At 65.4% G+C, this 20,523-nt stretch carries 15 protein-coding genes; 14 read left to right on the top strand and 1 reads right to left on the bottom strand.

Going from position 1 to position 20,523, the window contains the following annotated elements; genetic code table 11:
- The first annotated feature begins 228 nt into the window (after positions 1-228).
- Positions 229-1,878, top strand: a complete 1,650-nt coding sequence (locus ABDV68_RS01595) for an alpha-glucosidase (RefSeq protein WP_343517894.1) — start codon at positions 229-231, stop codon at positions 1,876-1,878.
- A gap of 2 nt (positions 1,879-1,880) precedes the next feature.
- On the opposite strand, the gene ABDV68_RS01590 is transcribed toward ABDV68_RS01595, so the two are convergent.
- Positions 1,881-2,894, bottom strand: coding sequence for a LacI family DNA-binding transcriptional regulator (locus tag ABDV68_RS01590; RefSeq protein ID WP_343517893.1), 1,014 nt, complete (start codon positions 2,892-2,894; stop codon positions 1,881-1,883).
- A gap of 66 nt (positions 2,895-2,960) precedes the next feature.
- Here ABDV68_RS01590 and ABDV68_RS01585 point away from each other — a divergent pair, with 66 nt between their 5' ends.
- From ABDV68_RS01585 to ABDV68_RS01525, 13 genes are all read left to right on the top strand, one after another.
- A complete protein-coding gene (locus ABDV68_RS01585; RefSeq protein ID WP_343517892.1) occupies positions 2,961-3,935 on the top strand; it encodes an alpha/beta hydrolase-fold protein in 975 nt (324 codons plus the stop codon).
- A 2-nt stretch (positions 3,936-3,937) separates the two neighbouring features.
- Complete coding sequence (locus ABDV68_RS01580; protein WP_343517891.1) at positions 3,938-5,443, top strand: MFS transporter; 1,506 nt, start codon at positions 3,938-3,940, stop codon at positions 5,441-5,443.
- A gap of 361 nt (positions 5,444-5,804) precedes the next feature.
- A complete protein-coding gene (locus ABDV68_RS01575) occupies positions 5,805-8,795 on the top strand; it encodes a PAS domain S-box protein (RefSeq protein WP_343517890.1) in 2,991 nt (996 codons plus the stop codon).
- A 118-nt stretch (positions 8,796-8,913) separates the two neighbouring features.
- On the top strand, positions 8,914-9,762 hold the full coding sequence (locus tag ABDV68_RS01570; protein ID WP_343517889.1) for a DMT family transporter: 849 nt from the start codon (positions 8,914-8,916) through the stop codon (positions 9,760-9,762).
- Positions 9,763-10,113: 351 nt separating this feature from the next.
- Complete coding sequence (locus ABDV68_RS01565; RefSeq protein ID WP_343517888.1) at positions 10,114-10,305, top strand: hypothetical protein; 192 nt, start codon at positions 10,114-10,116, stop codon at positions 10,303-10,305.
- Positions 10,306-10,483: 178 nt separating this feature from the next.
- Positions 10,484-11,071 (top strand): RNA polymerase sigma factor, encoded by a 588-nt coding sequence (locus ABDV68_RS01560; protein WP_343517887.1) that lies wholly within the window; start codon positions 10,484-10,486, stop codon positions 11,069-11,071.
- Positions 11,049-12,014: a FecR domain-containing protein gene (locus tag ABDV68_RS01555; RefSeq protein WP_343517886.1), complete on the top strand. Its 966-nt coding sequence runs from the start codon at positions 11,049-11,051 to the stop codon at positions 12,012-12,014. The genes ABDV68_RS01560 and ABDV68_RS01555 overlap by 23 nt, the downstream gene beginning before the upstream one ends.
- 142 nt (positions 12,015-12,156) lie before the next feature.
- The gene (locus ABDV68_RS01550; RefSeq protein WP_343517885.1) at positions 12,157-15,402 is read left to right on the top strand and encodes a TonB-dependent receptor; all 3,246 of its coding nucleotides are present in this window, start codon (positions 12,157-12,159) and stop codon (positions 15,400-15,402) included.
- A gap of 126 nt (positions 15,403-15,528) precedes the next feature.
- On the top strand, positions 15,529-16,146 hold the full coding sequence (locus ABDV68_RS01545; protein ID WP_343517884.1) for a helix-turn-helix domain-containing protein: 618 nt from the start codon (positions 15,529-15,531) through the stop codon (positions 16,144-16,146).
- 397 nt (positions 16,147-16,543) lie between these two features.
- Positions 16,544-17,443 (top strand): RodZ domain-containing protein, encoded by a 900-nt coding sequence (locus ABDV68_RS01540; protein ID WP_343517883.1) that lies wholly within the window; start codon positions 16,544-16,546, stop codon positions 17,441-17,443.
- Between the two features lie 66 nt (positions 17,444-17,509).
- The gene (locus ABDV68_RS01535) at positions 17,510-18,394 is read left to right on the top strand and encodes a tetratricopeptide repeat protein (protein ID WP_343517882.1); all 885 of its coding nucleotides are present in this window, start codon (positions 17,510-17,512) and stop codon (positions 18,392-18,394) included.
- Positions 18,357-19,391: a tRNA lysidine(34) synthetase TilS gene (gene tilS / locus ABDV68_RS01530; protein WP_343517881.1), complete on the top strand. Its 1,035-nt coding sequence runs from the start codon at positions 18,357-18,359 to the stop codon at positions 19,389-19,391. Before ABDV68_RS01535 ends, tilS begins: the two co-directional genes overlap by 38 nt.
- A 70-nt stretch (positions 19,392-19,461) precedes the next feature.
- Positions 19,462-20,523, top strand: a 1,062-nt coding sequence (locus ABDV68_RS01525; protein ID WP_343517880.1) for an ATP-dependent metallopeptidase FtsH/Yme1/Tma family protein, incomplete at its 3' end; no start/stop codon positions are given.

Genomic DNA, 20,523 nt, shown 5'->3' with positions numbered 1-20,523 from the left:
CACGAAGATGCAAGAAAATGACGTGAATGCAAGCCGAATCGCATCCTTAGCCAGGGATACCATTCGCTGCACAGACAAATCACCTAGAAATATCGTTTGATGGTAATGACATATTGCGACATCCCGCAGGCAGGCTTGTCGAGAACGAAAGCCTGAAAAATGTAAATACTTGCAAGATTGCGTTTTGCCGATACGACTCGCCGGCGTTCGGAGAGGTTAGGAGCGAGAATGAATATCCTGGGGCGAGTTTCCGCCGGCGCGGATGCGTGCGCTGACGCAGAATGGTGGCGCGGCGCAGTGATCTACCAGATCTACCCGCGAAGCTTCGCCGATTCGAACCGCGACGGCGTAGGCGACCTGGCGGGGATCATCGCCAATCTCGACCATGTCGCCAGCCTGGGCGTGGACGGAATCTGGCTATCGCCCTTCTTCCAGTCGCCGATGAAGGACTTCGGATACGACGTGTCCGATTACTGCGCCGTCGACCCGATCTTCGGCTCCATCGACGATTTCGACGCGCTGGTCGCCCGCGCCCACGCGCTTGGGCTGAAGGTGGTGATCGACCAGGTCTATTCGCATACCTCGGACGAGCATCCCTGGTTCACCGACAGCCGCTCCGCGCGGGGGGCGGCGAAAAGCGACTGGTACATATGGGCCGACGCCCGCCCGGACGGCACCCCGCCCAACAACTGGCAATCGGTGTTCGGCGGACCTGCCTGGACCTGGGACGCGCGCCGTCGCCAATATTATCTGCACAATTTCCTGCCGGGCCAGCCGCAGCTGAACGGCCACAATCCCGCGGTGCAGGATGCATTGCTGGATGTCGCGCGCTTCTGGCTGGATCGCGGTGTGGACGGGTTCCGCCTCGACGCGATCAACTTCGCGATGCACGATCCGGCGCTGACCGACAATCCGGTCGCGCCGGCTACCGCCCAGCCGCATACCCGGCCGTTCGATTTCCAGCAGCACATCCACAACCAGTCGCACCCGGATATCCTGAAATTCCTCGGGCGCCTGCGTGCGCTGCTGGATTCCTACGGCATGCGGTTCACGGTCGCCGAGATCGGCGCGGGTGATGCCCAACGCGAGATGAAGGCGTTCACCGCCGGGGACGGGCTGCTCAACTCCGCCTACGGCTTTACCTTCCTCAACGCGCTCACGCTCGATCCCCCGCTGCTGCGCGAGGCGCTGGGCGCGTGGCGCGGCGGTGAGGGAGAGGGGTGGCCGAGCTGGGCCTTCTCCAACCATGACGCGCCCCGGCATGTCAGCCGCTGGTATCAGGGGCCGGAGCGGGACGCGTTTGCGCGCATGACACTGCTGCTCTTGATGTGCCTGCGCGGCAACGTCTTTCTGTATCAGGGAGAGGAGCTCGGGCTGCCCCAGGCGCATGTGCCATTCGACCGGCTGCAGGATCCCGATGCGATCGCCAACTGGCCCGAAACGCTGGGCCGGGACGGGGCGCGAACGCCGATGCCCTGGGTCGGCGGTGCGCCGCATTCGGGCTTCTCGACGGTGGAACCCTGGCTTCCGGTCGATCCGGTGCATGATGCGCTGGCCGTCGACGCGCAGCACGCCAAGCCGGAATCGACGCTGGCGTTCGCGCGCCGGGCCGTGGCACTGCGTGCTGCCTATCCGGCCCTGCGCGGCGGGAGCCTTTCCTTCGCCGATGCGCCTGAGCCGATCGTCGCGTTCGAGCGCGCGGCCGGAGGCGAACGGATGCTATGCGTCTTCAACCTCGGCGCGGACGACATGGCGTGGCAGCCGGCCGAGCCGCACTGGCAGCTCGTGGCGACCAGCGATGCCGGCACGCCGCCGGAGGCCCCTCTCCCCGCGCTATTGCCGGCGATGACGGGCTATGTCGCCGTCATGCCAGCGTGACCTCACCCGCCACAGCTTTCGCGAACGATCAGGTCGGTCGGCACGCGTTCCGACCGGATCGGTTCGTCGCCACCCGAACTGAGCAGCTTGGAGACGAGCAGCCGGCCCGCCTTCGCGGTGTCCTGCGAAATCGTCGTCAGCGCGGGATTGCTGTACCGCGCCATCTTCACATCGTCATAGCCGACGACCGAAACGTCCCCGGGCACGCGCAGGCCCGCATGAAGCAACGCACGGATCGCCCCGAGCGCGATCATGTCGGAGGCGGCCACCAGCCCGTCGAAACGGAGGCCGCGCGCGATCATCGCATCCACGGCGGCTTCGGCCGATTCGATCTCGAAATGCGCGGGAACGACCAGATCGGGATCGAAGGGAAGACCGGCTTCCTCGAGCGCTTCGATATAGCCCTGATGGCGTTGCACGACTTCGGGCGCCTCGAGGTCGCCGAGAAACGAAATCCGCGTTCTGCCGAGCCGTGCGAGATGGGCTGTGGCGCGGCGGCCGCCGCGGACATTGTCGCTGCCGACCGAGCAATAACGCTGGTCGGGGAATTGCGCGCCCCACACGACGAAGCGCGTTTCCTGCTCCGCCAGGCGATTGAAATCGGCGAACAGCGAGCTCTGTCCCAGGAAGATCACGCCGTCCGCCCGGTTGGTCGTCATCAACGCCGAGAGGTCTTCATGATTCGACGGCGCGACATGGCTGACCAGGAAGTCGCAACCGCGTTCGAGCGCGGCATTCCCGACGCCGGCGATCAGTTCGAGAATGAACGGATCGGAAAGGCGCTCGACACGCCCCTGGGGACGCGAGATCACGATCGCGATCGTCGCTTCGGCACCGATCGGCCCGGCGGGCATGTGCCGCCGGAAAGGGTAGTTATGCTCGCGAGCCAGCTTCCAGATATGCCGCTTCGTGTGCGTGCTGACCACCGCACTGTCGTTGAGCGCCCGGCTCGCCGTCGCCAGCGATACGCCGGCGAGACGGGCGAGATCCTCGAGGCGGGTCACACGCCGGGTCATCGCGCAGCGGCCAGTGCAAATATTTTCATATGCCGTCGTTTAGCCGGTTTTCGAGCGGAGTCACTGATGCCGAAGGCAGTTCTCGCTTTCATCCTGCTGCTCGCGGCCCTCGTCGTTCCCGCTACGGCGCAGACACGCGAGCACGGGCGCCTCGAGCAGTTCCGCGACTTCCCGTCGCGCCATGTCGAGCCGCGCAATATCAGCGTCTGGCTTCCGGCGGACTATGACCCGCACGGAGCGCCCTATGCGGTGATCTACATGCAGGATGGGCAGAATCTATTCGATCCGGCAAAATCCTATGGCGGAACCGCGTGGGGCGTCGATGAGGTTCTGACACAATTGTTGGGCGCATCGCGCATCCGTCGCACGATCGTCGTCGGCATCTGGAACACGCCCAGGCGCCTGCGGGAATATATGCCCGCCCGGGTCTTCGAACGACTGCCCGGTGACTATCGCACGCGCCTTGCCGCGCTCTATTCGGGGACGCCGGTTTCCGACGCCTATCTGCGTTTCATGGTGCATGAGGTGAAGCCGTTCATCGACCGGCGCTACCGGACTTCGCGCAAGGCCGGCGACACGCTGGCGATGGGGTCGAGCATGGGCGGGCTGATCTCGCTCTATGCGATGACCCAGTATCCGCAGGTGTTCGGCGGCGCGGCCTGCCTGTCGTCGCACTGGCCGCTGTTCCTCCCGAGTGACGGTGCGCCGATGCCGCGCGCCGATGTCGACGCGGTCACGCGCGCCTTCGAAGGCTATCTGCGCGAGCGGCTGCCGCGGCGCGGGGCGCATCGCCTGTGGTTCGATCACGGCGACCGCACGCTCGACCGGTTCTATGCCCCCTTCCAGCAGCGGGTCGACCGGGTCGTCGAGTCGCGAGGCTGGATACGCGGACGCGATTTCGAGAGCCGGTTCTTTCCGGGCGCGGCGCATGACGAACGGTCCTGGCACAGCCGGCTCGATCAGCCACTGCTGTTCATGCTGGGCCAGCCGGCCGGCGATCGAGCAACTCGCACGGGGCACGAAGGACATCGGTCAAGGTGAGCATGAACGGGAAAAAGCCGACGCTGGGGTTCTGGCAACTCTGGAATATTTCCTTCGGCTTCTTCGGCATCCAGGTCGGGTTCGCCCTCCAGGGCGCCAATGTCAGCCGGATTTTCCAGACGCTGGGCGCCTCGATCGACGATCTTCCGATCCTGTGGATCGCAGGGCCAGTCACCGGGCTGCTCGTCCAGCCGGTCATCGGCTATCTCAGCGATCGGACCTGGGGACGGTTCGGGCGGCGGCGCCCCTATTTCTTCGTCGGGGCGGTATCGTGCACCTTGGCGTTGATCGCGATGCCCAACGCGCCGGTGCTGTGGATGGCGGCGGGGCTGCTCTGGATACTCGACGCCTCGATCAACGTCTCGATGGAGCCGTTTCGCGCGTTCGTCGGCGACATGCTCGACGAGCGGCAACGCACACGCGGCTACGCCTTCCAGACCGTCTTCATCGGCGCGGGCGCAGTCGTCGCGTCGTCGGCACCCGCGATCCTCACCAATGTCTTCGGCCTGTCGAACACCGCTGGCCCCGGCGAGATCCCGGCGACGGTGCGGTACGCCTTCTACGGCGGTGCCGCGGTGCTGCTGTTCACGGTGATGTGGACGGTGGCGACGAGCCGCGAATATTCCCCGGCCGAGCTCCGGGCATTCGGGGAGACGCCCGTCCCCGCCGCGCCCCGTGCCGAAGACGCGCCGACGATGCGCCAGGGGACGGTCTGGATCGCGGCGGGGGCGGCGATCATCGCGCTGGTGGCGAGTGCCGGGCTGGACAAGCCGCTCTACATCCTGGGCTTCGGCCTCGCTGCCTTCGGGCTGGCGCAGGTGTTCAACCGGATGCGCCTGCATACCGACGCCGATCGTCCGCTCAATCATATCCTCAGCGATCTCCAGACCATGCCGCGGACGATGCGGCGGCTTGCGCTGATCCAGTTCCTGTCCTGGTTCGCGCTGTTCATCATGTGGATCTACGCGACGCCGATCGTGACCCATTATCAGTTCGGCGCGACCGACGTGACATCGCGCGCGTACAATGACGGCGCGGATTGGGTGGGCGTGTTGTTCGGTGTCTATAACGCGGTCGCCGCGCTCTATGCTTTCCTCATCCCCGCGATCGCCCAGAGGATCGGCGCGGCACGTCTTCACGCCGTCAACCTGGTCGCCGGCGGACTGGCGCTCGCGTCGTTCGCGGTGATTGCGGAGCCGAACTGGCTGCTGGCGTCGATGATCGGCGTCGGCATGGCCTGGGCATCGATTCTGACCATCCCTTATTCCGTGCTGTGCGGCAGCCTGCCGCAAAGCAAGCTCGGCGTTTACATGGGTTTGTTCAACATCTTCATCGTGCTGCCGCAGCTCATGGTCTCGACACTGATGGGCTCGCTCGCGCGTCATCTCTATCCGCAGGCGCAGGTCACATCGTTCGTGATCGCGGGATCGTTCCTGCTCGCCGCCGCCGTGGCGGCCCTGCGGTTGCAGAAGACTCTGGCGGTTCTGCCCGGGGTCAGGAGCGATTGAGCGTCGTCTTTCGGATCTTAGGAGTATCGAAGCGAGCGGCGGCTGTGCGGCGCCGAAATATCTCAAGGCAAGGCGGCGGCTCACTGCCTAAGGGTGAGGTGGGCGGGTAGCTGTCAACCGCAGGAGCTGCGCGACCTCTGCCGTTGGCGGTGTCTCGACCGGTCGGAGCGGAGAGGACCAGCTCGCCTCGAGCTTGAAAGCGCGTTGCGTCGACACGATCCTTGACTCTCCGGTCATAAGCCCTGTCTGATTGCGGTCGTTCTGTTCGTGCTCGCGCATCGGACATACCAGACAGGCGCAACCAAAATCCCCCGGCACCGTTCAGCCGGGCTAGAACCAAAACAATGCTCAAGGGGGTCGCGTGGCAACCGAGGAGAATCGGCAGGGACGCGAGACGATCACCGCGGCCGAATGGCGGCAGATCGTCGACAGCGCGGTGGATACCGCGATCATCACCACCGACCGCGAAGGCCGGATCACCAGTTGGAACGAAGGAGCGCGGCACATTTTCGGCTGGAGCGAAGCCGAGATGATTGGCCAGTCTCCTGCCCGACTATTTCCCCGCGACAGCGGCGAGGAAGCCATCTCGACCGAGATGCGCGAGGCCCGTCGTGTCGGACGTGGCGGCGGCGAGGAAGGCTGGCGGGTACACAAGGATGGGCATCGCATCTGGGCGGCGGGTGAGCTCACGCCGATCCGCGATGCGGCTGGCGAGGTCACCGGATTCACCAAGGTCGTGCGCGACCGCTCAAGCCAACGCGAAGCAGAAGAACAGCTGATCGAGGAGCGGCGCGGGCTGGAGATCCTCAACCGCGCCGGCTCTGCGCTTGCGCTCGAAAGCGACCTTCACAAGCTGGTCCAGGTGGTAACCGACGCCGGCGTCGAGCTCACCGGCGCCCAGTTCGGTGCATTCTTCTACAATGTCCTGAATGCGGCCGGTGAGAGTTACATGCTCTACACGCTTTCCGGCGTGCCGCTCGAAGCCTTCTCGAAATTCCCGATGCCGCGCAACACACAGGTGTTCGCGCCCACCTTCGAAGGGGCGGGCATCGTGCGTTCGGACGACATCACGAAGGATCCGCGTTACGGCCACAATGATCCTCACCACGGAATGCCCGAGGGGCATTTGCCGGTGCGAAGCTATCTCGCGGTGCCGGTCGTGTCGCGCTCCGGAGAGGTGATCGGCGGGCTATTCTTCGGCCACGCCGAACCCGGCATATTCACGGATCAGTCCGAACGCGGCCTGCAGGGCCTCGCCGGGGAAGCGGCGGTGGCGATCGACAATGCGCGGCTGTTTCAGGCGGCCGAGCAGGAGCTGGCGCAACGTCGCGCCGCGGAAACCGAGCTCGCGACCAGCGAGGACCGGCTCCGCCTCGCAAATGAAGCTGCGGATATCGGCACCTGGGACTTCGATCCCGAGACCAGGCTGTTGCGCTGGGATGCGCGCTGCAAGGCGTTGTTCGGGCTGCCGCCCGACGCCGAGGTCTCCTACGAGGATAGTTTCCTCGGCGGCATCCATATCGACGACCGCGCGCGCGCGCATGAGGCGGTCCAGGCTGCGCTCGATCCCGCCGGCCCCGGGAGCTACGATGTCGAGTATCGCACGGTCGGCATCGTCGACGGCGTCGAGCGCTGGGTCGGCGCCAAGGGCAAGACCGTGTTCGAGGATGGCCGGGCAGTGCGGTTCATCGGCACCGTGATCAATCTCACTGATCGCAAGGCGGCGGAAGCAGAATTGCGCGCGCTCAACGAGCGCCTCGAGGAACGCGTCGCCGCGGAAATCGCCAAGCGCGCCGAGGCGGAGGACGCGCTGCGGCAAGCGCAGAAGATGGAGGCGGTGGGCCAGCTCACCGGCGGTATCGCGCACGACTTCAATAACCTGCTGACCGTGGTCACGGGCAATATCGACATGGCCAAGCGCGCGCTGGACGCCGCGGGTGTCGAGGATGCGCGCACCCGCCGCTCGCTCGATCATGCGATGAAGGGTGCCGAGCGGGCCGCGGCGCTCACGCAACGGCTGCTTGCCTTCTCACGCCGCCAGCCGCTTGCGCCCAAACCGATCGATGTCGACAAGCTCGCGACCGGTATGGCCGATCTGCTGCAGCGCGCGCTCGGGGAAGACATCCGGCTCGAGATCGTGACCGCGCCGGGGCTCTGGCGGATCGAGGCCGACCCCAACCAGCTCGAAAGTGCGATCCTCAATCTGGCGGTCAACGCTCGTGACGCCATGCCCGACGGCGGACGTCTCACCATCGAGACCGCCAATGCCCGGCTCGACGAGAGCTATGCGGCGACCCAAGCCGAGGTGCCGCCCGGTCAATATGTGATGATCGCTGTGACGGACACGGGCACTGGGATGCCGCGCGAGATCCGCGAGCGCGCGTTCGAGCCATTCTTCACGACCAAGGAGGTGGGCAAGGGAAGCGGGCTTGGCCTGTCGATGATCTACGGCTTCGTCAAACAGTCCGGCGGTCACGTGAAGATCTATTCGGAAGAAGGCGATGGCACGACGATCAAGCTCTATCTGCCTCGGCTCCTGCGCGAGGCCGATGCGCTGGAAGAGGCAGTCGAGGTCAAGTCCGGGTTCGAGTTCAGTCAACGCGAAGAGACGATCCTCGTTGTCGAAGATGACGATGATGTCCGGGCCTATACCGTCGAATGCTTGCGCGAGCTCGGTTATCGCGTCCTCGAGGCGCATGACGGAACCTCGGCGCTGCGGCTGCTTGAACGGCAGGAGGCACCGGTCGACCTGTTGTTCACCGATGTGGTGATGCCGGGCATGACGGGCCGCGAGCTCGCTGAAGCGGCGCGCGCGATCCAGGGCGATCTGCGCGTGCTGTACACCTCGGGGTACACCCGCAACGCCATCGTTCATGCCGGGCGGCTCGACCCCGGGGTAGAGATCATCAACAAGCCATTCACCTTCGAGGCGCTCGCGCAAAAGGTGCGCGATATGCTCGATACGGCGCGAACCGAATGCGTGCTGATCGTCGAGGCCGAGCCCACGGTCCGCACGCTGGCGGCGGAAGCGTTGGGCGGCATCGGCTTCCGGGTGGAGGAAGCGGGCACCGGCGGCGAAGCATTGAACAAGGTTCGCGCTGCGCAGGGCCGCTATGATGCGATCGTGCTTGACGATGCCCTTAGTGACTATGCCGCAGACGCGCTCGCGCGCGAGCTGCGCGCGCTGCACGCGCAACTCGCGCTTGTGATCGTCTCGCAATCACGCGCGGAGGATCTTGCTCGCGAGTTCGCCGGGGATCGCTGCACACAGATCCTGTCCCGCCCCTATTCGAGCGGTCAGATTCAGGATGCCTTGCGTCAGCTCGGGATCGATTGTCCGCGCGAGGCCTAGCGGCACAGCTCGGCGCCATCACATGCCCTATCGGTCGGGGCTCTTAGCCATGCTTGACCTTGCGACGTGGTCCCGGAGGGCTCGTCCTGCCGAGGTCGTAAACTGATTGCGAGGCAGAATGGCACTTGTCCTTGGTCTACTTGCCGCATTTCTCTGGGGGATCAGCGACTTTCTGATCAGCGTCTCGGGCCGGTCCTTCGGCGTCCACCGCGCTATGCTCTACGCGCAGGGCGTTGGCGTCCTATTGGTCGGTGGCTGGATCGGGCTTGGCGGTGCTTCCTTCCCTGAAGCTGCGGCCCTCTCAAGCTGGGCGGCGGCTGTCATAGCCGCGCCGATCGGCGTGGTGGCCACGCTCGCACTCTATCAGGGCCTCAAGATCGGGCAGGTTTCGGTCGTCGCGCCGATCGCGGCGAGCTTCGGAGCCGTTACCGCCGCGCTCTCCTTGCTCGGCGGCGAGCATGTGCCGCTTCAAACGCTGCTTGGCATCGCCTCAGTGATCACCGGAGTCATGCTCGTCAGCTTCAAAGCTGGCGACCCTGTGACAAAGTCGAGCTCCAGCGGTGCGCCATGGGGCGTGTTCAGCGCCGTCGCTTACGGCGTCCAGTTCTGGATTCAGGGGAAGTTTGCAGTGCCCGAGCTCGGCAGCATCTGGCCGGTGTGGATCTACTATCTTTCGAGCGCATCGATACTGGCGGTCGCCGCGGCCGTGCGTCGGCGACCGATGGCGCTGCCGGTCTCGGGCCTGGCGATCGTCGCCTCGACAGGCGGCGTCGCGGTGTGCGGCTTCCTGGCTCTCTCCGCCGGCCTGGCTACCGGAGAGCTGGCATTGGTGAGCGTTCTGGCCTCGCTGCAGACGATCGTCACGATTTGCCTGGCATGCGTCTTTCATCGCGAACGGCTGGCGATGCGGCAATGGGCGGGGCTGGCAGTAACATTGGGCGGCCTTGCCACGCTCCATCTGCAATAGCTTGGCGGTGCCACCGCCTCGCTTGAACGGGCCCGAGTCGGGCGAGTATGCTCGCGAGCGAGACGGGCAGACGGAGGGAGAAATGCCCCTCGATCGAACGCAATATTACGCGCGGCGGGCACAGCAGGAACGCGCAATGGCCGATCTAGCCAAGGATCCGGCAGCCAGGCGTTGTCACCTCATGATCGCCGAACAGTATGAGCGGATCGCGAATGGCAGCTTGGTCGACTTGTCGACCTCCATTGCGAATAGGGCCTAGTCCTCTCGCTTGACCTGGAGGCTCACACCCTTGCCCAGGGGCGCTGCCTCGACATTGTCGAGCTGGCGCAGGAGGTCGTCGAACACATCATCATGTTCGACCGGGAAATATCGACTGAATCTTTCTCCCAGCAACTTGAGATCTGTGCTGGTGAGAAAGCCTATTGCGACGATGCGATCCTCCGGCATCGGGACCTCCGGCGCTTCCAACCAATGAACTCGGAATTAGTCGCAATTGTTCGTCGCCGCGATCATCGCGGCGAGCGGGTCGGGATCGCGCTTTGAACGCGCCGGATCGCCGGACGCCAGTGGCGGACTTCGACCGCGCCGCGAATGAGCGAGACGGCGATCCGTGCTGTGCTGTGATCGATATCAAGCGTCGTGCTGCCCCGATGATCTCGCTAATCGTCGGAAACGCCTTGGCCGCGCATCTAAAGATCTGACTATATCGGAAAAGGGGGGCTTGGCCGAGTTGGCGCAGAGCCGCGAAGAGATATTGGTCTGGATCGCAAGCAACGTGCTTCCGCACGAGGCAGCGCTGCGCACCCATTTGCGGCGAATGGTCGCTTCGAGCGACCAGATCGACGACATCGTGCAGGATACTTATCTATGTCTCGCGCGCCTCGATAGCGTGACGCATATCCGCGATGGCCGAGCCTATCTCTTCACCGCTGCGCGATCGGTGCTGCTGCAGCGCATCCGGCGCGACAAGCTGGTGCGGATCGACAGCTTGACCGATCTGCATTTGCTGACCCAGGAGGACGACGCGCCCGGGCCCGAGCGCAATGTCGGCGGGCGGCGCGAGCTCGAACGCGTGCGGCGGCTGATAGACGGCCTTCCCGACCGGTGCCGTGAGATTTTCGAGCTGCGCCGCGTGCAGGGCGTACCGCAGCGTGAGATCGCGAAGCGGATGAACCTCCCGGAGCATACCATAGAACAGCAAGCGGTGCGGGGGCTGAAGCTGATCATGCGGGCGATCGCCGAGGAGGACGGCGAGGATGTCCCGGCCAGGACGAATGGACGATCGAATGGTGCACGACGAAAGCGATGAGGGCGAGGCAGCGCGCTGGGCAATCCGCCGCGACGCTCGTCCGCTGACGCCCGAGGACCAGGCCGCGTTCGACGCGTGGCTTGCTGGCGACGAACGACGCAAGGGCGCCTTGCTTCGTGCGGAGGCCGTGCTCGTCTATCTGGATCGTGGCCGGGCGCTGCGCGCGCCGGAGGAGCCGGAGACCGACGCACAGGCTGAACCCGCACATGTGAGCCGGCGCACGATAATCGCCGCCGGCGGCGTCGGCATCGCCGCGGCCGCCGCCGGATTGCTCGGGGTCATTCTCGCCTCGCCGCGCGAGGGATATTCGACAGCGGTCGGCGAAGTCCGGCGAGTACCGCTCGCCGACGGCTCGACCGCCACGGTGAACACCGCGAGCCGTATCGCGGTGGCGATGAGGCCCGAACGCCGCGAGATTCGAGTCCAGGAAGGCGAAGTCTGGTTCGAGGTTGCGCACGACACCAGGCGGCCATTCCTGGTCGAAGCGGGCGATGTCCTCGTTCGCGCGGTCGGCACCGCCTTCTCCGTCCGCCGCCATGCCAACGGAATCGACGTGCTGGTTACCGAGGGCGCCGTCGAGGCTTGGCGCGCGAGCGATCCGCAAGCGCGCATCCGCATCCGCAGCGGCCAGCGCAGCTTCGTCTCGGCCGAGGCGTCTCCCCTCATCGCAGTCGCCGCCGAGCCCGAGATCGAGCGAGCGCTTGCTTGGCGTAACGGCGAACTGGCGCTCAACGGCGAGCCACTGTCTTATGCCGTGGAAGAGTTGAACCGCTACAATCGCCGCAGGATCGTGGTGATCGATCCCGCGATCGGACGCACCCCGATCGTCGGATATTTCCGTACCGGCGAACCAGCTGAATTCGCTCGTGCGGTCGCCGGAATCGTTGGCGGCCGAGTTGAATCGCAAGGTGATGAGATACGCCTTCTGTCAGCTGAAAAATGAGACTCGATTTTTTTGTTGATCAGTCATCGGAAATCGATCGGCTGAGCATCCTATCTTCTTAACGAGGACATGAAGAATGCCTCGAAAAGCAGGAGAGGACTGGGGGATGCGGACATTTCGCCGATCGATTACTCGTGCCCGCATGCTGTCGGGCGCTGCGGCATTCGCGACGGCGGCGATCGTCTGTCCGGTGGACGCCGCGGCGCAGACGCGGCAGTTCAACCTGCCCGCCCAGGCCGCCGAAGTCGGCATTCCCGCATTCGCCAAGCAGGCCGGCGTGCAGATCATCGCCAGCGGGGTGACCGTACGCGGCAAGCGCACCAACGCCGTACGCGGGCAACACTCGGTCGGCAACGCCCTGCGCCTGCTCCTCGCAGGCACTGGGCTCACGGCACAAGGCTCTGCAGCCGGCGGCATCGTGACGATCATTGCCGCGCCGGCAGCAGTCCAGACGAACCAGGCCCCTGCGCCGCCCCGGATCTCGGAGACCGGTCAGAATGACGACTACCAGACCGAGGAGATCATCGTCACTGCGCAGAAGCGCGAGGAATCGATTCAGGACGTGCCGATCGCGATCAGCGCCTTCTCGCGCAAGACGCTTGACGAGCAGAAGGTCGAGGGCGGCTTCGACCTGATGAAGGCGATCCCCAACGTCACTTTCTCCAAGTCCAACTATTCGGGCTATAACTTCTCAATCCGCGGCATCGGCACGAAGGCGGTCTCGGCGACCAGCGACCCGGGCGTGGCGGTCAGCTTCAACAATGTCGCGCTCATCCGCAACCGTCTGTTCGAGCAGGAATATTTCGATATCGAACGAGTCGAGGTGCTGCGCGGGCCGCAAGGTACGCTCTACGGCCGCAACGCCACTGCCGGCGTCATCAACCTGATCACCGCGCGCCCCCGGTTCGACGCCTTCGACGCCGAGATCAAGGGCGAGATCGGCAGCTACGACACCCGCCGCCTATCGGGCTTCGTCAACCTGCCGATCGGCGATACGCTGGCGCTCCGCGCGGCCGGCGCGATGACCAAGCGCAGCGGCTATGGCGTCAACCTGACCACCGGCAACGATGTCGACGACCGCGATCTCTGGTCGACGCGCGTGACGCTAGGCTTCAGGCCCGATGACCGCTTCAACCTGCGCCTCACCTGGGAGCATTTCGAGGAGGACGACCGCCGCTTGCGCACCGGCAAGCAGCTTTGCCACCGCGATCCGGGCCCTAGCTCGGTACCGGGCACGACCACCAATGTCGATCCATTGCTCCTTCAGCGGCTCAGCCAGGGATGCAAGCAGGGATCGCTCTACGACGATGCGGCGTTCGGCGCGCCCAACGGCAACAGTATCCCCTTCGTGGTCGCGGGCCAGTATCTGGGTTTTCTGGGCTATGCTCAGCCGTACGATCCTGATCTCGGGTTCTTCACGCCTCGCGTCAGCTTCCTGAAGCGAGGACTCGATCCATTCGGCGTCGAGCAGTCACGGAATTTGCGTGAGATCGAATCGATCCGCGACGGCGAATATCGCGCCAAGGCCGACATCTTCACGCTCGATTTCGACGTGAATCTCACCGACGATCTGAGCTTCAGCTGGCAGACCCTGTACAACAAGGACGAGGTCTACTCGCTCCAGGATTATAATCGTTTCGCCACTCGTCCGATCTTCAACGACTCCGCCGGCGAGGTTTACAACGGTTTTACCGGAGATATTTTCAACAACCCGGCAGATCGCCTGTTACCGAGCGACCTTGCCGCCATTACGCCGGGCGGGATATTCTGTGACCCGCAGATCGGTTGCAGCGACACCATCGCCGGGTTCGAGATTTCTTCGAGCAAGAGCAAGCAGTTCTCGCAGGAGATCCGGCTGCAGTCGAGCTTCGACGGTCCGGTGAACTTCAGCCTGGGTGGCAATTATCTCTGGTTCGAGGGGCTGAACGATTATTATCTATTCTACAATGTCGTCACCCTCATCGCCCAAGGCTTCTACAATCGGTCGAACGACCAGGCAATTTGCACTGGCGGTGCGGGTGCACAGAATTGCATGCATATCGATACGAATCCGATCGGCAGCCTGACCGGCGACGGGCACAATTATTTTCGCAACCAGAACCCCTATGAGTTGGAGTCCACCGCCGCGTTCGGCGAGATTTATTGGAACGTGACCCCGAAGCTGAAGGTTACCGGCGGCTTGCGCTTCACCCACGATCGCAAGCGCTTCGTGCCATTTCCCAGCCAGTTGCTGGTGGCCGGCCGGACGTCTCCCTTTGATCAGGAGGCCGAGGGGCCCGGATACGAATATGGGCCGGAAGCCCCGATCGACCAGTCGTGGAAGGAGTTCACCGGCCGGTTCGGGATCGACTGGAAACCGGAGCTCGGGTTCACCGACGACACGATGATCTACGCTTTCTATTCGCACGGCTACAAGGGCGGCGGCGCCAACCCGCCCCGCGCGCAATATAACGACGAACGCTATATCAGCAGCGAAGTCCCCCCGCTGTTCGACCCTGAATATGTCGATGCCTATGAGATCGGCACGAAGAATATACTGCTCGACGGAAAGCTCTCGCTGAATGCCACCGCCACCTATTACAAGTATAAGGACTATCAGGTCTCCAAGGTGGTCGATCGAACGATCGTCAACGAGAATTTCAACGCCGAGATCTGGAGCCTGGAAGCGGAGGCGGTATGGAACGTCACGCCACGCCTGCGTCTCAACGCCAATATCGGCTATCTGGACACCCGTATCGGTGACGGCGAGAAGTCGATCGACATCTTCAACCGCAACCTCGGCAACCCCGACTGGATGGTCGTGACGCCGTGGATCCAGCAGACGTCCAACTGCATCGTGCCGACCTGGCTTGTCGCCCGGTACCTCGACGACGGCCTGTTCCCGATACCCGGTTTCGAAGCCTTCTCGCCGATCGTGCAGGCTTGTACGATCTATTCCGGCGACCCCAATGGCATTCAGGCTCCGCTCTACGGCTTCAATCCGGCCGACTTTCCCGAAATCAACAACGGCGCGGGCTTCTACGACGATCTGTCGGGCAACGAGCTGCCCAACGCGCCGCACCTGACCTTCAACATCGGCGCGCAGTACACACTGCCGCTCGGCGACATGGAGATTACCCTGCGCGGCGATTACTACCGCCAATCGGACAGCTTCGCGCGTGTCTATAATCTGGAGTCGGACCGGCTGCGCGGCTGGGAGAATGCGAACCTGTCACTGACGCTCGAGGTGCCGAAGCACGACCTGGCGGTTCAGGTTTACGCGAAGAATATCTTCGACAACACGCCGATCACCGATGCGTTTCTCAACTCGGACTCGACCGGCATGACCACCAATATCTTCACGCTCGATCCACGCATCATCGGCTTCTCGGTTCGCAAGGGATTCTGACCTCCCGTCTCCGCTCTGGGGAAGCGCCTCCGGAGGGTGACGTCTCGTCACCCTCCAATTTTCCGCCTTCAGGTCGATCCCGAATGTTCGAGAGAGACCGTACCGCAGTCCAGGAGCGCACGAGGCATGTCGCATTGGGCAGACCGCACGGTTCGGCTGGAGCGGCGCAGACGACGGCCTGGCGCGCAGCTTCGCCGGGAAGCGCTCGATGCCGCTCGATGGCTTCTTGTGCAAGGCGGCCCGGGGGCCGTCACGATCGCCAATGTGGCGGAGCGCATTGACGCTTCGCGCACCGCGCTGCTTTATCATTTCGGATCCGCAGCCACGCTGCAATCGACGCTGACGCGGACGATCATTACCGAGCTTGCAATGGGGTTTGGCCGGACAGCCTCAGGCGTCCGCAGCGACGCGGAGGCGCAGAGTTCGCTGCCAGCTCACATTTTCGACCTTTTCGATGAGGCCGCCGCCGGCCAAGCTGCCGCATGGACCGTTCTTGCCGGTGATGGTGCTCAGCTTGAACCGCTTCGTGAAGCCGTTCGCGCACTCGCTGCCGCGCTTGATGGCGAGGTCGGTCGAACCGGCGCTGATCGTCCCAGCGCGCAGCTTGTGTATTTACTGACGATCGGCGCGTTTGGCGACGCGGTGATCGGCCCATATCTGCGCGAGATGCTTAATCTGCCGACCGGCACGATGCGAGCACAGATGGCTCGGATTCTATCCGAACTGCCCGTGACCAGATCTTAACAACGTCCGGCTGTGCGAATGTCGGTTGCCAATCTGTTTCGCGGGGAGCGGTCATCCGACAGCTACCTCCCAATAGCTATCGCCGGAACCATGATTGAACAAACGACGGCTTTCGAGATTTTCCGGCGGCCGTCCGAATGGCGGCAAGTAGGGCGCCAGGCCGACGGCCTAGCGTCCTGGCTATCGAACGATCGCTGCCCGCCCCCCACCCGGCCACCCAGCGGCAGCATCATATGGGTGGCCGGGTTGGGGGAGCGGGCCGGTGCCGCGACGTTTCAGCTTCGCTGAAACAGACCCTTTTTCCCTCCGCCAACGTTGACAGCGGGGGGTGCGGTGTTGGACACCGCACGCGCGGGCCTGCCTCCCCTCCCCAGGCCTCGCGACCGGAGTGGATTGAATGGACGGCGAACCCGGCGAGAACCCGACGCTCTTCCCCGAGAAGGTCGGGGAGAAGCTGCGCGATGCGCGGCTGGCGCAGGGACTCGAACTGTCCGACATCGCCGGACGCACCCGCGTGCCGCTGCGCCACCTCCAGGCGATCGAGAATTCGGACTATTCGGGCCTGCCCTCGCCGACCTATGCGGTGGGCTTCGTCAAGGCCTATGCCCGCGCCGTCGGCGCCGACGAGGTCGCGCTGGCGCGAGAATTGCGCAGCGAGACCGAGAGCCTGTTCGCCGCGCGCGAGGTCTATGAGAGCTACGATCCCCAGGATCCGGTGCGCGAACCGCCGAGCAGCCTGGCCTGGGGCGGTGCGGTGATCGCCGCGCTGGTCGTGATCGCGGTGGTGATCTGGTACGGCACCGATCTATTCCGCAGCGGCGGCGAGCCCGAGCCGGCGCCGACCGAGGCGCCCGCCGTCGCCGGACCGGCGGCCGAGCCCTCGCCCGCGCCGGCGCCGGCGAATGGCGGGCAGGTGACGCTGACCGCGACCCAGCCGGTCTGGCTGCGCATCTACGACGCGGGCGGCCAGCGGCTGTTCGAGAAGGAGATGGCAGTGGGCGAACGCTACGACGTGCCCGCCACCGCCAATGGCCCGATGATCAATCTCGGCCGGCCCGAGGCGATCCGCGTGACGATCAACGGGTCCGACGTCGCGCCGCTCGGCCAGCCCGGCCGCGCGATCAAGGACGTGCCGATCAGCGCCGAGGCGCTGCGCGCGCGGAGTGCCGCCGGCGCTGCGCCACAGCCGGCGGCTCCGGCCGCGGCTGCCCCCTCGGGGCCCGCGCGGGGTACCGACCCCGCCTTCCAGCCCGCCTTCGAACCCGAACCGTCCGCCGGAAACGCCACCACGCCTTAAGCGTGGCGACAGATTCGGCATATCATGTATAAGGCGTTGAGGATGTTTACGCCTGCGGGGACTTCGATGCGTTTGATTGGAACATTGGCGGCGGTGGCCGCGCTCGCGGCGGTGATGCCGGCGGCGGCGCAGACCAGCCGCGGGGACGGGATCGAGGGCCGGGTCGACCGGCTCGAGCGCGAGATGCGCGCGGTGCAGCGCAAGGTCTTCCCGGGCGGCGCCGGCCAGACGATCGAGCCGCAGATCACCGCGCCGCAGCAGCCCCAGGGCGCGCCCGGCCTGCCCGCGACGAGCGTGGTTGCCGACCTCAACGCCCGCGTCAGCGCGGTGGAATCGCAATTGTCGTCGATGACCGGGCAGATCGAGCAGACCCAGTATCGCGTGCGCCAGCTCGAAGAAGCGTTCAACGCCTACAAGCGCGCGACCGATGCGCGCCTCAAGGTGCTCGAAGCGGGCGCCGCGCCGGCCGAAGTCGAGGAGCCGGTGACCGGCCCCGCACGCCCCGCGGTCGGTGGCCCGGCGACGCCCACTGCGAGCGTCGACCGGCCGAAGAGCGACGATCCCGCCGAGGACGGCTATATCTACGGCTATCGCCTGTGGCAGGCGAAGCAGTACGACAAGGCGATTCCCGAGCTGCGCGCGGTCGTCCAGAAATATCCCAAGCACCGCCGCGCCAGCTATGCGCAGAACCTGCTCGGCCGCGCTTTGCTCGACCAGGGCAAGCCGGCGCTCGCCGCCACCGCCTTTTTCGAGAGCTACCAGAAGATGCCGAACGGCGAGCGCGCGCCGGATTCGCTCTATTATCTCGCCCAGGCGCTGGTGAAGATGAAGAAGCCGGCGGGCGAGGTGTGCAAGGTCTATGACGAGCTCAGCCAGGTTTATGGCGACCGCCTCTCCGATGCGATGAAAATGGATGTCGCCACCGGCCGCACCGCCAGCAAGTGCAAGTGAGCTGAAGCCGCCCGGCGCCGAATGGGTCGAGCGGTTTCGGCAGGATTTCACCGCGCTGTACGAACGCGCCGGCGCGGTTCCGGCTGACGGCGCGCCGGTCGCGCTCGCCGTGTCCGGTGGTGCCGACAGCATGGCGATGCTGTTGCTCGCCGCCGCGGCGTTTCCCGGGCGCGTGGCGGCCGCCACGGTCGACCACGGCCTGCGCGCCGAAGCGGTGGATGAGGCGGCGATGGTCGCCGCCGTCTGTACCGGGCTCGGCGTGCCGCACGCGACGCTCGCACCCGCCGCGCCGATCGCCGGGAGCAGCATACAGATGCGCGCCCGCGAGGCGCGTTATGCGGCGTTGGCAACCTGGGCCGAAGGGATCGGCGCAGCGGCGCTGCTCACTGCGCATCATGCCGACGACCAGGCCGAGACGCTGCTGATGCGGCTCAACCGTGCGTCGGGCGTCGCCGGCCTGAGCGGGATCCGGCCGCGGCGCTTCGCCGGCGATTGCCTGGTGCTGCGGCCACTGCTCGGCTGGCGCCGTGCGGCGCTGCACGAGGTGGTCGCGGCCGCAGGAGTGCCGTACATCGACGATCCGACCAACGCCGATCCGCGCCACGACCGGACGCGCGTCCGCGATTTCCTGGCACAGCAACAGCTTCTCGACCCCGCCGCGCTGGCGCAGTCCGCGGCGCATCTGGGCGAGGCCGAGGCGGCGCTGGATGCGCTGGCCGAGACGCTGGCGGCGGAACGCTGGGCGCCGGGCAAGGGCCTGCTGCGCGCTGCCGATCTGCCGCGCGAGATGCAGCGGCGGCTGGTGCGCCGGGCGGTGGCGGAGACGCGCGCGGCGCACGGCATCGCCGCCCCCGCCTTCTCCGACGCGGCCAATATCGAGCCGCTGCTCGATGCGCTGGCAGCGGAACGGCCGGCCACTCAGGCCGGTGTGCTGGTCACGCCCGAGCACGACCGCCGCTGGCGCTTCGCCCCGGCCCCGCCGCGCCGCGCGCACTGACCGACGCTGTTCCATTGCCATTAACCTCCCACACCCTATCTTGGCGGGGAATCAAGCCACCGGAAGCGGAATGAACGACAACGACAAGCAGCAGGGCCCCGAGAACAACGGCAATCCCTGGATGAAGAGCCTGCTCATCTGGGTGGGCATCCTGGCCGCGCTCGCGCTGTTCGTGCAGTTCTTCGACACGCGCTCGAGCCAGTCGGCCGGCAACACGATCGCCTATTCGGAGTTCCTCGACAAGGTCGAGCAGGGCACCGTGAAGGACGTCAACGTCGCCGGCAACGTGATCACCGGCAACTTCACCAACGAAGGCAAGTTCCGCACCAATGCCGTGCCCGACCCGCAGCTGATCCCGACGCTGCGCGCCAAGGGCGTGACGATCAGCGCGCGGCCCGAGGAGCAGCCTTCAGTGTGGCTGTACCTGCTCTACCAGTCGCTGCCGTTCCTGCTCTTCCTCGGCATCGCCTTCTTCGTGCTGCGCCAGATGCAGAAGGGCTCGGGCTCGGGCGCGATGGGCTTCGGCAAGTCGCGCGCACGGCTGCTGACGCAGAAGGAAGGCAAGGTCACCTTCGACGACGTCGCCGGCATCGACGAGGCGCGCGAGGAGCTGCAGGAGATCGTCGAGTTCCTGAAGGACCCGACCAAATTCGCCCGGCTCGGCGGCAAGATTCCCAAGGGCGCACTGCTCGTCGGCTCGCCCGGCACCGGCAAGACCCTGCTCGCCCGCGCGATCGCGGGCGAGGCCGGCGTGCCGTTCTTCACCATCTCCGGCTCGGACTTCGTCGAGATGTTCGTCGGCGTCGGTGCGAGCCGCGTCCGCGACATGTTCGAGCAGGCTAAGAAGTCGGCGCCGTGCATCGTCTTCATCGACGAGATCGACGCGGTCGGCCGCCATCGCGGCGCCGGCCTCGGCAACGGAAACGACGAGCGCGAGCAGACGCTCAACCAGCTGCTGGTCGAGATGGACGGGTTCGAGGCGAACGAAGGCATCATCATCATCGCCGCGACCAACCGTCCCGACGTGCTCGATCCCGCGCTGCTGCGCCCGGGCCGCTTCGACCGCCAGGTCGTCGTCCCGCGCCCCGAGATCGTGGGCCGCGTCAAGATCCTGCAGAGCGATATGAAGAAG

It is taken from the genome of Sphingomonas sp. (genome assembly GCF_039595165.1).
Taxonomy (GTDB): domain Bacteria; phylum Pseudomonadota; class Alphaproteobacteria; order Sphingomonadales; family Sphingomonadaceae; genus Sphingomonas.
Note: the sequence above shows the minus strand (reverse complement) of the source record. Positions and strands in the feature narration are given on the sequence as shown.

Coding starts and splice junctions, on each gene's coding strand:
- ABDV68_RS01565 (WP_343517888.1), top strand. CDS start 10,114: ATGTTCGACCGGGAAATATCGACTGAATCTTTCTCCCAGCAACTTGAG.
- ABDV68_RS01590 (WP_343517893.1), bottom strand. CDS start 2,894: ATGACCCGGCGTGTGACCCGCCTCGAGGATCTCGCCCGTCTCGCCGGC.
- ABDV68_RS01550 (WP_343517885.1), top strand. CDS start 12,157: ATGCTGTCGGGCGCTGCGGCATTCGCGACGGCGGCGATCGTCTGTCCG.
- ABDV68_RS01585 (WP_343517892.1), top strand. CDS start 2,961: ATGCCGAAGGCAGTTCTCGCTTTCATCCTGCTGCTCGCGGCCCTCGTC.
- ABDV68_RS01595 (WP_343517894.1), top strand. CDS start 229: ATGAATATCCTGGGGCGAGTTTCCGCCGGCGCGGATGCGTGCGCTGAC.
- ABDV68_RS01580 (WP_343517891.1), top strand. CDS start 3,938: ATGAACGGGAAAAAGCCGACGCTGGGGTTCTGGCAACTCTGGAATATT.
- tilS (WP_343517881.1), top strand. CDS start 18,357: ATGTCGCCACCGGCCGCACCGCCAGCAAGTGCAAGTGAGCTGAAGCCG.
- ABDV68_RS01570 (WP_343517889.1), top strand. CDS start 8,914: ATGGCACTTGTCCTTGGTCTACTTGCCGCATTTCTCTGGGGGATCAGC.
- ABDV68_RS01545 (WP_343517884.1), top strand. CDS start 15,529: ATGTCGCATTGGGCAGACCGCACGGTTCGGCTGGAGCGGCGCAGACGA.
- ABDV68_RS01535 (WP_343517882.1), top strand. CDS start 17,510: ATGCGTTTGATTGGAACATTGGCGGCGGTGGCCGCGCTCGCGGCGGTG.
- ABDV68_RS01555 (WP_343517886.1), top strand. CDS start 11,049: ATGGTGCACGACGAAAGCGATGAGGGCGAGGCAGCGCGCTGGGCAATC.
- ABDV68_RS01540 (WP_343517883.1), top strand. CDS start 16,544: ATGGACGGCGAACCCGGCGAGAACCCGACGCTCTTCCCCGAGAAGGTC.